Genomic DNA, 12,111 nt, shown 5'->3' with positions numbered 1-12,111 from the left:
GATTTTATGAACTTTTTTACAAAACCAAACCAATCCTCAATTCGTTTTCGAACCTTAACCATCATTTTTGTTTTTTGTTCCTTTGCCTTTGTTTGTAAAACTCCCGAAGTCAAAAAAGCTCCCGTGGTTGAAGTTAAAAAACCAGAGCCAGTAGAAAAAGTGGTCGAAGCACAAGATCCTAATTTAGCATTTTTAGAAAGTATCGAAGATGGTAGAGAACTTCCAGAATCTGATAAATGGAAGGTAGAACAGTATGATGTGTTTACAGAAGATACATTTCCTTCTTATGCACCGGCAAATACAAATATTGACTTTGCAAAAGTCGATTATCCATTGTTAAATGCTGCTATTTTTTATGTAAGTTCTAAAGAAAGAAAAAATCTAGGCCTACGTCCGTTTAAGTATTCAGAAAAATGTGAACAAGCCGCTTTTGGACATGCCCAAGACATGGTAACTTATGATTTTTATTCACATACAAGTACAGTGAATGGAAAAGAAACTTTACGAGATCGTTTGGATTTGGTGGGAATTTCTGATACATATTCTGCAGAAAATATTATCAATTCCTTTGGAATTCAATACCAAGGAGGCCGCGCCGTATTCACACCTGTTCAAAACGGTGGGGCTTTTTTCAGTTATACTAAAGCGGGAACACCCATTCCCAATCATACTTATTTGAGTCTGGCAAAAGCCGTTGTTGAAACTTGGTTTAATTCACCAGGCCACAGAAAGAACATTCTCAATCCAGAATTCACATATATGGGTGCTGGAACTTCCTTTTACAAAGACAAAAAGTTTTATGATATAGACAAGGTGAAAGCTGTACAAGTATTCACAGCAAAACCTTAAAAACAAATAAAAGATTCTGATCAGAATCTTTGGAACATTAGGAAGTTGTTTTATTGGACATAAATGAATTTTATTTTTTGGCAAAACTTGCAGCTCAAGTTACTGATTCAAAAATTTCTCTGATCACCGCTTTAGAAGAAAATGAACAAATGCCGATGGCCGAATATGGAATTTTACCAGATCAAAACTCCATATTTATATCTTTTTCTGCAGAATTACTCGGTGAAACAAAAGACATTGTTATCTTTGAAAATCTAGAACCAAAATCAAATTTCATAGTAAACCCTTCATCCTTAATCGCTCCTATCCAATTTTATATTGGAATTCCGTTAGTGCAAAAGGAAAAGGAAGGAGTGGTTTTGGGTTACCTCGTTATTTTCGATGAGAAATCTAAAAAATTAAAAGAAACCCAGATCAGACTACTGGAAGAAATTACAAAGAGAACTGCGGATTTAATCGACCAAAGAACAAAAGAAATACCGATGAGTGAATTGATTTTACAAGGACGTAGTCCGAATGAATCCACCTTGTCTGTATTTGGATCCAACCAAGCCATCAGTGAGATCAAAAAAATAGAAAGAGAACTTCGTGCGACGGAAGCTGCCTTCCGTGGAAATTTTGATAACGCAGCCATTGGGATGGCTTTACTGGATGAAAATGGAAAATGGCTCAGGGTAAACAAACGTGTTTGTGATATTCTCGGATATACGGAAGCAGAACTCATGTTGCTCACGTTTCAAGACATCACGCATCCAGATGATTTAAATGCAGATTTAACATATTTAGAAGAGCTCGTTGCTGACAAACGAATGTTTTACCAAATGGAAAAACGATATTTCCATAAAAATGGTAACATTGTATACGCCATTTTAGCAGTTTCTATGGTAAAAAATGATGAAGGAAAGGTTCTTTATTTTGTATCTCAAATTATAGATATCACTGAATGGAAGTTAGTTGAACAAAAATTAAAGATAGCTTTGGCAAAAAACCAAGCAATTTTGGATGCTAGTACACTTGTTGCCATCATTAGCACTGATACCGAAGGAACAATAACTGATTTCAATCATGGTGCTGAAAAAATGTTGGGGTATATTGCAGACGAACTTATTGGTAAGTTTACACCTCAGATTTTTCATATAGAAAAAGAGGTAGAAAATAGAGGAAAGTTACTTTCTAGCGAATACAATCGTTCCCTCGAAGGATTTGAGATTTTAACTTACAATGCAAAAATTGGAAAACCAAATACCTTGGAATGGACACATAAAAGAAAAGATGGATCTACATTTCCTGTTCTTTTGTCCATAACTGCCGTAAAACAAAATGATAAAATATCTGGTTATCTCGGTGTAGCAGTTGATATTTCGGAACTTAAAAAAGCAGAAGCAGAAATCCAATCGTTACTCGACATTACAAACGAACAAAACCATCGGTTAAAAAATTTCACTAACATCGTCTCTCATAATTTACGTTCTCATAGTTTTGGAATTAGTGGGATGATGGATATTTTACAAAGAACCTACCCTGACTATTTTCAAAATGAAATGATGTCATTGTTACTTGGAGCCACAGAAAATCTAAAACGTACAATCGAAGATCTTACGGCAGTCATTAAGGTAAACTTAGCCCAGGAAAATTATGAATTGGTTGATATTGAGCAGGTGGTTCAGAAAAATTTAGAAAGTTTGGCCTTACAAATTTTAGAATCAAAACTAAAAGTAGAGATAAATCTACCAAATCAATTTCTGGTTCGTGTCATTCCTGCTTATCTAGATAGTATTGTTTTAAATTTAATCACCAATGCCATTAAATACAAAGCAAATGATCGGGATAGTTTTCTAAAAATCTCTGGAATTCGTAAAAATAAATTCATAGAAGTTCAATTTGAAGACAATGGGCAAGGAATTGACCTCAAAAAACATGGAGATAAACTTTTTGGAATGTATAAAACATTTCATGAAAATATTGAGGCGAGGGGAGTTGGATTATTCATTTCAAAAAACCAAATAGAAACGATGGGAGGAAAAATAGAGGTTGAAAGTACCGTAGGATTGGGTACAAAGTTTACTGTATTTTTACCCTATGAATGAAATTAATTTAGCCTGTGTTGTGGAAGATGATCCCGTTCATCTTTTTTTGACAAAACAAATCATTTCCCTATCGGGGCTTGTGAAACAGACTCTTGTTTGCCAAAACGGTAAAGATGCGTATGATATGCTTGTCTCTCGAATTTCTAAATCCGAAACTTTACCTGATTTAATTTTATTAGATTTGAATATGCCGGTTTGGGATGGTTGGCAATTTTTAGACGAAATTACTTCTATCTCTCTAGATCAGAAAATTACCATATACATTGTCACTAGTTCGTCTAGCGAGGATGATATGAGAAGGGCAGAGAAATACAATCTTAGTGGAAATTATATTGTAAAACCCATCACCCTAGAAAAATTAAAAGAAATTATTTACGCAATGAATTGAAGTCTCTTTAAGATCTTTACTTTGCCATTTTGACAACGATGTCAAATTCCTTCTTAGTCACTGGTTGGATGGACAACCGCGATCCTTTTTGAGTCACCACCATTTTTTCCAATCCCTTCGTTGTACGAAGTGTATCCAAAGGAATTAATTCTTTAAACTTTGTATGAGGTTTTAAGTGGACTCCAAACCATCGTGGTTCTGTTCCTTTCAGTTTGGGGTCAAAGTATTTATGGTTCGGATCAAATTGATACGGATCGGGAGTTGCTTCCTTTGCCACTTCGGCAATTCCTACAATCCCAGGTGGATCAAGTCTACTATGATAAAATAAAACTATATCACCTAATTTGACTTCGTCGCGGAGATAGTTACGTGCTTGGTAGTTCCTCACACCTTCCCAATAAGAGAGTTTTTCTCTTATTAGGTCGTCGATGGAAAATACATCTGGTTCTGTTTTAAAGAGCCAATACTTCATTGATGTCTCTTAGGAAGAGTATGCAGGTTTTGTTGCCGAAGCACCTTTTCCTTTTTTAGATCCTAATCCCGATTTGGAATCAGAGAATTTATCAAAGGATGGTTGGACAATGTCTGTTAGTTCCTGAGCATCAATGGTTTCTTTTGCAAGAAGCGCTTTGGCAATCGCATCCAATTTCTTTTGGTTCTTTTTCACCAAATCGCGACCTTTGTCGAGACAAGTTTGGATGATCCGTTTGACTTCTTGGTCGATCATTGCTGCAAATTCTTCAGAGTAAGGTTTGCTAGTATGTCCGTAATCTCTTCCCATAAATGGAGAAGTTTCACCAGATCCGTAATGGATGGTTCCGAGTTTTTCAGACATTCCCCATTCACAAACCATACGACGAGCAATGTTTGTTGCTTGTTGGATGTCATTAGAAGATCCATTGGAAGGATCACCAAAGATCAGTTCTTCGGCAATGTATCCACCCATAGACATTACAATTCGATCCAAACAATAGTTTTTACGATAGGAATGTCTGTCTTCCACAGGTAATGATTGAGTAAGACCAAGGGCACGTCCGCGAGGGATGATGGTTACTTTATGAACCGGTTCGGTATACGGTAGTAAGGTGCCAAGAAGGGCATGTCCCGCTTCATGGTAAGCGGTCATTTCTTTCTCTTTGTCAGAGATGAACATGGACTTACGTTCCGGTCCCATCATCACCTTATCGCGAGCTTCTTCCAATTCTTCTTGGGTCACACGTTTTTTGTTACGTCGTGCTGCAAGAAGGGCCGCTTCGTTGATGAGGTTGGCAAGATCTGCTCCTGTAAATCCAGGAGTTCCGCGTGCAATGGAGTTCAGAGAAATATCAGATACTAACGGAACTTTTTTAGCATGAACTGCTAAAATCTCTTCACGACCTTTTAGATCAGGAAGATCTACAATCACTTGTCTGTCAAAACGACCGGGACGAAGGAGGGCTGGGTCAAGGACATCCGCGCGGTTTGTTGCCGCCATCACGATGACACCTTCGTTCATTTCAAATCCGTCCATCTCGACTAACATCTGATTGAGGGTTTGTTCTCTTTCGTCATGACCACCACCAAGGCCGGCACCACGAAGACGACCGACAGCATCAATCTCATCGATAAAGATGATACAAGGTGCATTCTTTTTTCCTTGGTCAAATAGATCACGTACTCGCGACGCTCCTACACCCACAAACATCTCTACGAAGTCAGATCCAGAAATGGAAAAGAAAGGAACTCCTGCTTCTCCAGCAACTGCTTTCGCAAGTAAGGTTTTACCAGTTCCTGGAGGACCCACGAGTAGAACTCCTTTCGGAATTCTTGCACCAATGGCTTGGAATTTTTTTGGATCTTTTAAGAATTCAATGATTTCGAGTAACTCAACTTTTGCTTCTTCACATCCAGCAACATCGTTAAATGTTACTTTGACTTTTGGATCCACATTCATCTTGGCACGAGACTTACCAAAGGTAAATGCTTTGTTACCAGATGCTTGGAGTTGGCGCATCATAATGAACCAAATGATACCAAGAGCGAATAACCAAGGAATGATGCCAGAAACAACACTCCAAAACTTATTTTCTTCTGTAGATTTAGCAGTAAAACTGAGGCGTGACTTACGAAGTTTTGTCACCAAATCATCGTTCACTTGTGCTACATTGGTTTTGAAGAGTTTTGGTTTGTTGTCCTTACTATTTTCAGGAATGTACCAACCTTCAATGAGCTCACGATCAATGATGATTTGTTGTTTTGCGGAAGCTTCCTTTCCGTCTTTGGAGGTAATTTTCCCGATCGGCTTTTTACCTTCGATGGGTTCTACCATATTTAAAAAATCGGAATAACTGATTTCGTCGGGTTTACCAGCGAAGTCCTGACCTTTATAAACCGTTGCCAAAATGACAAGGAATACGAGTAAAAATAGAAATACGGTTTTGATGTTTTTATTCATGTAAAGACTTCTCGATGATTAGACTGAAATCAAAGGTGATATTTCTGAATCACTTCGTCAATATCCCCCATGGATATGGAACGAATCGCCGCTTCGGCGTCATTGATGATCTGTATCAAACTCAGGTTCTCTAATGGCTCAAAATCTTCACGTAAAAATTCTTCTCTTTTTTTAGGATTGAAGCTCGAATTAAGAACGCCGATCCGAATTCGTATAAAATTGGGGGATCGTAATGAGACAGAAACCGAGTTGACCCCAGGGTTGACGTCGTTTTCCCCACCTTTGGTGACCACGATCTGACCGAGTTCAAGGCCTACGTCCTCGTGGATGACAACGATATCTTTTACCTGGATTTTTAAAAAGGAGGCAATGTAGAGAACCGACTCACCGGATAGGTCGCTGAAGGTTTGTGGTTTGAGCAAAACCACTTCGTCCCCTTCAAAGTCACCACGACCGATGAGAGATTTCTTTTTCTTTGTTTTGATTTCGATGCCAATGTTGTTCGCAATGACATCTAGAATCTTGAAACCAATGTTAGATCGATTGTTATTATACTTATCGCCAGGATTTCCCAGCCCTACAATTAACTTCATTGGTTCCTAAAAGTAGATCTTATTTCTTTCCAGCTTTTTTAGCTGCTGGTTTCCCTTTGTTGTCTGCTTCTGCTTTTTCAGCACGTTCTGCAGCTAAGATCGCTTTTGTTTTGCTACAAGAAGCAACAATTGGATCACCATTCACAAGGATTTCCCAAGATGCTGGGTGAGGAATTTCAGAAACTTTGATCATCATTCCGATATCCAAACCTGCAACATCTAATGTGATTACGTCAGTTAAGTCTTCAGGAGTAGATTTAACTTTAATTTCATGAACTAGATGTTCGAACTGTCCACCTGCTTTTGATCCTTTCGCAACACCAGTAGTTTTGATGGCTACTGTTGTAAGGATTTTTTTACCAGGAGTTACTTTAAAGAAGTCGATGTGACGGATTTGACCTGTGTGTGGAAATCTTTGGATTTCTTTTACGAAAACTCTTTCTGTTTTACCATCAAGTTCGAGGTCGATGAGAGTTGCCTTACGGATTCCGGAGTCGATGAGTCTTTGGATTTCTTTTTCGACAACACTTGCCGATCTTGCTTCACCGTTTCCGATGATGTTCGCCGGTACTAAACCTTCCACACGCATTCTTCTTGCAGGACCTTTTCCTTTAGAAGTTCTTGTTTGTGCTTTGATACTGATTTTTTCCATGATTATGTTCCTTAAAGTTATGAAAACAGACTAGAGATTGATTCTTCGTTATGAATCCGCTCGATGGCTTTAGCAAAGAGTGGGGCGATGGAGAGCGTTTTCAAGTGATTTATTTTTTTGGTCTCCGGAATGGCGATAGAATTTGAGAGCACGATTTGTTTGAAGTTACCTTCATTCAATTTAATTGGCGCTTCTCCAGAGAGAACTCCGTGAGATGCACAACATAATACCGATTTTGCTCCATTTTGGTACAGGGCAGTGGCTGCTTTCGCAATGGTTCCCCCTGTATCAATCATATCATCCAATAATAAACAGTTTTTATCTTTGATTTCACCAATGACATGCATCACCACAGACTCGTTAGCTTTTGGTCTACGTTTGTCGATGATGGCAAGTGATCCGTTTACTTTTTTACCAAAGTTACGGGCTCTCTCAGCTCCACCAGAATCTGGAGAAACAATCACGAGGTCTTCCATACCCAGTGAGTTGATATACTCAGCAAGGACTGGCGAGAAATACAAATGGTCTACAGGAATACGAAAGAATCCTTGGATTTGGTCTGCGTGTAAGTCCATAGTAAGGACACGATCTGGACCAACAGTTTCAATCAAATCAGCAACCATACGAGCAGAAATCGGAACCCGTGGTTCCACTTTTCTATCTTGGCGTCCATAACCATAATAAGGAATGACCGCAGTGATTCGACGCGCAGATGCTCTTCTTGCAGCATCGATGATGAGTAAAAGTTCCATTAAGCTGTCGTTAGCTGGATAGCTTATGGATTGAACCACAAACACATCACGGCCACGAACGTTTTCTTCGATTTTTACAGAACTTTCTCCATCGGAGAATCTCTTTACAGAGATTTGGCCGTTCGGAATGCCCAGATGTTTACAAATTTCCTCGGCAAGAGGTCTATTTGCATTTCCAGAAAATACAACTACTTCGCTGGGATTCATACTCCAACCAACCCTTTATCTATATATTGTTTTGCGAGAGCCAAATCATCAGGAGAATTGATACCGTGGCTTTCTAACGCATTTGCCAAAGTTTTTGCTCCGACTTTTTTTCCCAAAGTTCTAAAAATTTTAATCACGTCTGTAAGGTAATATTCTTTTTGAGCATTGTGATTACCAATTTGTTTTAAGGCACCAAACAAATCCTCAGTGTTGAAACAATAGGTTCCAGTGTTCACTTCGTTCACAACTTTCTCTTCAGGACTTGCATCTTTTTCTTCTACAATGCGTAAAAGGCTGCCGTCATCTGCAGAACGAATGATACGACCATAACCCGTTGGATTTTCCATCTTGGCGGAAAGAACAGTCGCTGAGTATCCGTTGGTTTTATGAAGTTCTATAAGTTCAGAAAACGATTTTGCAGAAATGAGAGGGGCATCGCCACAGGCAACTATCGTATAGCCAGTATAAGGTGCTAATTGAGTTTCTGCCGAAAGGACAGCATGTCCTGTTCCCAATTGTTCTGTTTGTTCGGCAAATTCTACACCGGAGAATGATTTTGCGATATCGGTAACGATATCTTTGCGGTAACCAACAACGACGACTTTTCGTTCGATGCCGGCGGATTCGATATTACGAAGAACGTGAAGTAAAAGTGGGGATTCGTTCAGTACAACCGCAACCTTGGGAAGTTCACTCTTCATTCGAGTTCCTTTCCCCGCCGCCAAAATAACAGCAGTTACAGTATTATGTAGGTTCATCGTTCGTTCTATCGGATCTTTTAAAACTGGCTGGCCTGCTAGGATTCGAACCTAGGGAATGGCGATACCAAAAACCGCTGCCTTACCGCTTGGCTACAGGCCAGTTTCTAAAAAGAGAACGTTCGAAATTCCATATCGGGAAATCGATTGGAGACAATGCGAAGGGCCTCGTCTCTTTCCCTATCTGAAGGATAAATGCCGTAAAAGCAAGAACCCGAACCCGATAAAGAAGCATAGACTGCTCCCGACTCAAAAAACCCTAATCTCAATTCCTTTAGTAAGGGTTGGGTCTGAAAAGCGATTTTTTCAAACTCGTTCTCAAGCCTGTTTTGCAGGTATGCCCAATCCCCGACCTGAAGACTTCGAATTAAATCCTCTGCCAGAGATTTCCATACTTGGGAACCATAGGGTTTTTGTAAACTTTTTTGAAGGCCTGCGTACATAGATGCGGTAGAAAGTCCGAAGGGAGGGATGGCCAAAATCCCTTTTCCTTCGGCAACAGAAATGGGTTCGAGCACCTCACCGATCCCACTCACAAAACAAGCGGAAGATTGGAGGAAAAAGGGGACATCGGCCCCAATCGACTTCGCTAGGGAAATCTGCTCTTCTTTGGAAAGTTTTGTCAAAGGGAAGGTTTCTTTTAAAAAAGACCCTGCATTGCTACTCCCACCACCAATTCCCCCTTCAGGAGGGAGATACTTTTGTAAGTGGATGGAAATGGAAACAGGATGAGAAAGGTAAGTGACTAACTTTTGAAAGGCCTTATAGAGAATGTTTCTAGTGAAATCTCCTCTTTCGGAAACTTCTTCGAATTTCGAATGTCGATAACCCTTTAGGTGATTTTCGGAAACGAGATGGAGCACAGAGTTTGAACCATCTGGTAGAGGGTTTACCTCTATTTCCATCGGATCTCCCAAATTAATGGGAACAAAAACACTTCGGATTTCATGAAGTCCATCTTTTCTTTTGTATGGAACGAACAAACCAATGTTAATCTTTCCAAACGAAATGAATTTTGAAGTCATACTAAGATAACGAATGGAGATTTGGTTTTGATGGTGCTACTGATTGTAGGTGCAATTGGATGGAAGTTTTGATTTCTTTTGGTTCAGAAACAAACACAGAAGTTCCATATCCCAAAATGGTTTGGATGAACCAATTTTGGTCTCGGATAGGAGCTTGGAATTCTCGATAATTAGAATCACCAATTTGTTTTTGGTTCCCTGTTGGTGTCAGGTTCAGTTTCATTCCCAAATGATAAGAAGCTCCATCCGTGATCCAAAGTTTTGCATTTTCTTTGTTTTCGGAATCGGCACCAAACAATTGTTTGAATCCTTCTAGGAATTCCCCTGCTGTATCAGGTAGGGTTGGATATTTTGTATCAGTAATACTAAGGTCTAAAATATAATCCAATCGAAAGGATCTGAATCCTTCTTTTGCCAAATCATAAGCCAATAGGTAAGAATCATTTTCTTCCCATAACAACCAAGGAGCTAAAGTTCTTGTTTCTTTCTCTTGGGTGTCTCTTTTCCAATAAACAATTGTTAGTGTTTTTTTTGCACCAATGGCTTCAATTATGGTTTCCTTTGTTTTTTGGTAAGGAGACCAGTCTCCCGAAGGAATGACCGAATCAATTTTGTCTAAAATGGATTTTTTAACTTTAGAATCTTCGGTGTTTTTATCAGTGATTAGAAGCGAACGAAGGAGAGACCATTCTTTTGGGGAAAGCGGTAGTGCAGAATCAACAGCAATGGGGAGTCGGATTTTTACTTTCTCCCCATCAAAATCTAAATCTACTGCATCAGTTGGAGAATACGGATACATCTCAATCATATACAACTCACCCAAATCTTTTTTGAGAGCAGCGATTGATTTGTGACCCGTTACGCTTTGAATTTCTTCTAATCCAAGCCCCTCTGGATGTGAAGCCAGAAGGCGGATTAAATTTAACTTGGAAGCGGCCCGAGCAGTAGATGGATTCATTATGCTTCTAGAATTACTTTTAATTCCTTTGCATTAGATGCGCATAATGATTGTTTTTCGATGTTTTTTGCTTTTAAATGTCCACCAGTTAATCTTTGGCTCACAACACTTGGTCCGAAGTCAATGATTGTGTTGATGGCACTGTCATTAAAGATAGGAGCAATCGCCAAATCCCAGTAAAGTGGCTCAATGAGGACCATTTTAAAAAGAATGTCACGAAGGTTCCCATCTTTTTGTAAGTTGTGACCATCAAAGATACTGTATACAGGAACTTTTAGATCAGCACCGGTATATGGGAATGGAACTACAGATGCATCTTCCGCATTGAATTTATCAAGTGAAGTTTCCATAAATGGGCAATGGAAAGGTGCAGTTGTTTTCAAATACACAAACTTAAATTTCTTTTCATCCATTTCTGCTTTCCATTGTTTACGGAATGCAAGAAGAGAAGAAGGAAGTGCAGAAAGAATCATGGAATCTGGAGTGTTGTATAGAGAAATGAAAACTGTGTCTTGGCCTTTGAGTCCAAGGGAATCATTTGTTTTTTTAACTCTTTCTTCTAATTCATCTTTTGAATAACCAATCACTGCAACCATTGGTGCTGGATTTTTATCTCCATTGGCTTCGTTTTCTTTCACAACTTCTTCCGGAACAACAAAGTTAGGGTAAACTTTTTGACCATTGAATCCAAGATAAAAAACAAATTTTAAGAAATCAGAGTATGCAGTTAGAAAATCGGCTCCGTCTTTTCCAAGACCAACAAGAGCAGAAGCAATGACCCCTTGGCTATGTCCACTGACAGCACCAGTTGCTTTGATGAGTTCAGCTGTTGGGTAACCACGTTTTGAAACTAAAACGTAATTTGCAATTTGTGTCATAAAGATTCCTGGAACAGAAATCGGTGCGCGCGCTAGATAATCTTCAGAAGGAGCGCCATCTGGATTCTCAATCCAAGATTTGAAATCAAATCCTTCATTGAGAAGCGGACTTTTGCCATCACGAGCGGCAATTTCAGCAATGGTTTTGAAACTTGTTTCGAAAAATTCTTTGAGTTCTGGTTCTGCATATAATTTTACGAGTTCTTTTAGATAAGGTGAACCCTGTCCTCCAAATTGAAGGAAAAATTTTTGTGAATTTTGGAGGGTACCAGTAAGGAGTTTGGCCGATGTCATTTTATCTTCCTGAGATATGATTTTTCTGTTACCATACAGATCGGACTTCCTAGAACAAGGAGAAAATTCGAGGGAGGAACCTAAGAAAGGGAGTGGATTTTTGCATTTAATGTCTTTGGAGAGTGAATTTCGACGGAAAGTCACTGAAATCCGAAGGTCTGGATCGATGGAAACTGGGTTACTTTGGATCTTTCGTTACTAAAGAAAGCGGGTGAAAAAAGAAAGTGAGTTACCTT

The 12,111-nt window shown here is 39.2% G+C and carries 12 protein-coding genes and 1 tRNA gene; 3 read left to right on the top strand and 10 right to left on the bottom strand.

Annotated features, from left to right (window positions below):
• Positions 1-6 precede the first annotated feature (6 nt).
• The 3 genes from EHQ70_RS14515 to EHQ70_RS14505 are packed head-to-tail and all read left to right on the top strand — an operon-like array spanning position 7 to position 3,324.
• Positions 7-849, top strand: a complete 843-nt coding sequence (locus EHQ70_RS14515) for a CAP domain-containing protein (protein ID WP_135587604.1) — start codon at positions 7-9, stop codon at positions 847-849.
• Positions 850-902: 53 nt separating this feature from the next.
• Entirely contained in the window at positions 903-2,936 is a 2,034-nt protein-coding gene (locus tag EHQ70_RS14510; RefSeq protein ID WP_135587602.1) for a PAS domain S-box protein, read from the top strand.
• A complete protein-coding gene (locus EHQ70_RS14505) occupies positions 2,929-3,324 on the top strand; it encodes a response regulator (RefSeq protein WP_135587600.1) in 396 nt (131 codons plus the stop codon). Before EHQ70_RS14510 ends, EHQ70_RS14505 begins: the two co-directional genes overlap by 8 nt.
• A gap of 16 nt (positions 3,325-3,340) precedes the next feature.
• On the opposite strand, the gene EHQ70_RS14500 is transcribed toward EHQ70_RS14505, so the two are convergent.
• The 10 genes from EHQ70_RS14500 to EHQ70_RS14455 form a co-directional block, all read right to left on the bottom strand.
• The gene (locus EHQ70_RS14500) at positions 3,341-3,796 is read right to left on the bottom strand and encodes an EVE domain-containing protein (protein ID WP_135587598.1); all 456 of its coding nucleotides are present in this window, start codon (positions 3,794-3,796) and stop codon (positions 3,341-3,343) included.
• A 9-nt stretch (positions 3,797-3,805) separates the two neighbouring features.
• Positions 3,806-5,758: an ATP-dependent zinc metalloprotease FtsH gene (ftsH, locus tag EHQ70_RS14495; RefSeq protein WP_135587596.1), complete on the bottom strand. Its 1,953-nt coding sequence runs from the start codon at positions 5,756-5,758 to the stop codon at positions 3,806-3,808.
• A 29-nt stretch (positions 5,759-5,787) separates the two neighbouring features.
• A complete protein-coding gene (gene pth, locus EHQ70_RS14490; RefSeq protein ID WP_004786830.1) occupies positions 5,788-6,351 on the bottom strand; it encodes an aminoacyl-tRNA hydrolase in 564 nt (187 codons plus the stop codon).
• Positions 6,352-6,370: 19 nt separating this feature from the next.
• A complete protein-coding gene (locus EHQ70_RS14485) occupies positions 6,371-7,003 on the bottom strand; it encodes a 50S ribosomal protein L25/general stress protein Ctc (protein ID WP_004785697.1) in 633 nt (210 codons plus the stop codon).
• 17 nt (positions 7,004-7,020) lie between these two features.
• Positions 7,021-7,962 (bottom strand): ribose-phosphate pyrophosphokinase, encoded by a 942-nt coding sequence (locus tag EHQ70_RS14480; protein WP_004784340.1) that lies wholly within the window; start codon positions 7,960-7,962, stop codon positions 7,021-7,023.
• The gene (locus tag EHQ70_RS14475; RefSeq protein ID WP_135587594.1) at positions 7,959-8,720 is read right to left on the bottom strand and encodes a sugar phosphate nucleotidyltransferase; all 762 of its coding nucleotides are present in this window, start codon (positions 8,718-8,720) and stop codon (positions 7,959-7,961) included. The genes EHQ70_RS14480 and EHQ70_RS14475 overlap by 4 nt, the downstream gene beginning before the upstream one ends.
• A 27-nt stretch (positions 8,721-8,747) precedes the next feature.
• Positions 8,748-8,823 (bottom strand) — tRNA-Gln (locus tag EHQ70_RS14470).
• A gap of 4 nt (positions 8,824-8,827) precedes the next feature.
• Complete coding sequence (locus EHQ70_RS14465; protein WP_135587592.1) at positions 8,828-9,745, bottom strand: 4-(cytidine 5'-diphospho)-2-C-methyl-D-erythritol kinase; 918 nt, start codon at positions 9,743-9,745, stop codon at positions 8,828-8,830.
• Between the two features lies 1 nt (position 9,746).
• Positions 9,747-10,703: a WYL domain-containing protein gene (locus EHQ70_RS14460; protein WP_135587590.1), complete on the bottom strand. Its 957-nt coding sequence runs from the start codon at positions 10,701-10,703 to the stop codon at positions 9,747-9,749.
• On the bottom strand, positions 10,703-11,875 hold the full coding sequence (locus EHQ70_RS14455) for an ACP S-malonyltransferase (RefSeq protein WP_135587588.1): 1,173 nt from the start codon (positions 11,873-11,875) through the stop codon (positions 10,703-10,705). Before EHQ70_RS14455 ends, EHQ70_RS14460 begins: the two co-directional genes overlap by 1 nt.
• Positions 11,876-12,111 lie beyond the last annotated feature (236 nt).

It is taken from the genome of Leptospira congkakensis (assembly GCF_004770265.1).
GTDB classification, from domain to species: domain Bacteria; phylum Spirochaetota; class Leptospiria; order Leptospirales; family Leptospiraceae; genus Leptospira_A; species Leptospira_A congkakensis.
Note: the sequence above shows the minus strand (reverse complement) of the source record. Positions and strands in the feature narration are given on the sequence as shown.

What these genes read in the sequence shown, in the direction of transcription:
- EHQ70_RS14515 (WP_135587604.1), top strand. Translation starts at nt 7, where the DNA reads ATGAACTTTTTTACAAAACCAAACCAATCCTCAATTCGTTTTCGAACC.
- EHQ70_RS14505 (WP_135587600.1), top strand. Translation starts at nt 2,929, where the DNA reads ATGAATGAAATTAATTTAGCCTGTGTTGTGGAAGATGATCCCGTTCAT.
- EHQ70_RS14500 (WP_135587598.1), bottom strand. Translation starts at nt 3,796, where the DNA reads ATGAAGTATTGGCTCTTTAAAACAGAACCAGATGTATTTTCCATCGAC.
- ftsH (WP_135587596.1), bottom strand. Translation starts at nt 5,758, where the DNA reads ATGAATAAAAACATCAAAACCGTATTTCTATTTTTACTCGTATTCCTT.
- pth (WP_004786830.1), bottom strand. Translation starts at nt 6,351, where the DNA reads ATGAAGTTAATTGTAGGGCTGGGAAATCCTGGCGATAAGTATAATAAC.
- EHQ70_RS14485 (WP_004785697.1), bottom strand. Translation starts at nt 7,003, where the DNA reads ATGGAAAAAATCAGTATCAAAGCACAAACAAGAACTTCTAAAGGAAAA.
- EHQ70_RS14480 (WP_004784340.1), bottom strand. Translation starts at nt 7,962, where the DNA reads ATGAATCCCAGCGAAGTAGTTGTATTTTCTGGAAATGCAAATAGACCT.
- EHQ70_RS14475 (WP_135587594.1), bottom strand. Translation starts at nt 8,720, where the DNA reads ATGAACCTACATAATACTGTAACTGCTGTTATTTTGGCGGCGGGGAAA.
- EHQ70_RS14465 (WP_135587592.1), bottom strand. Translation starts at nt 9,745, where the DNA reads ATGACTTCAAAATTCATTTCGTTTGGAAAGATTAACATTGGTTTGTTC.
- EHQ70_RS14460 (WP_135587590.1), bottom strand. Translation starts at nt 10,703, where the DNA reads ATGAATCCATCTACTGCTCGGGCCGCTTCCAAGTTAAATTTAATCCGC.
- EHQ70_RS14455 (WP_135587588.1), bottom strand. Translation starts at nt 11,875, where the DNA reads ATGACATCGGCCAAACTCCTTACTGGTACCCTCCAAAATTCACAAAAA.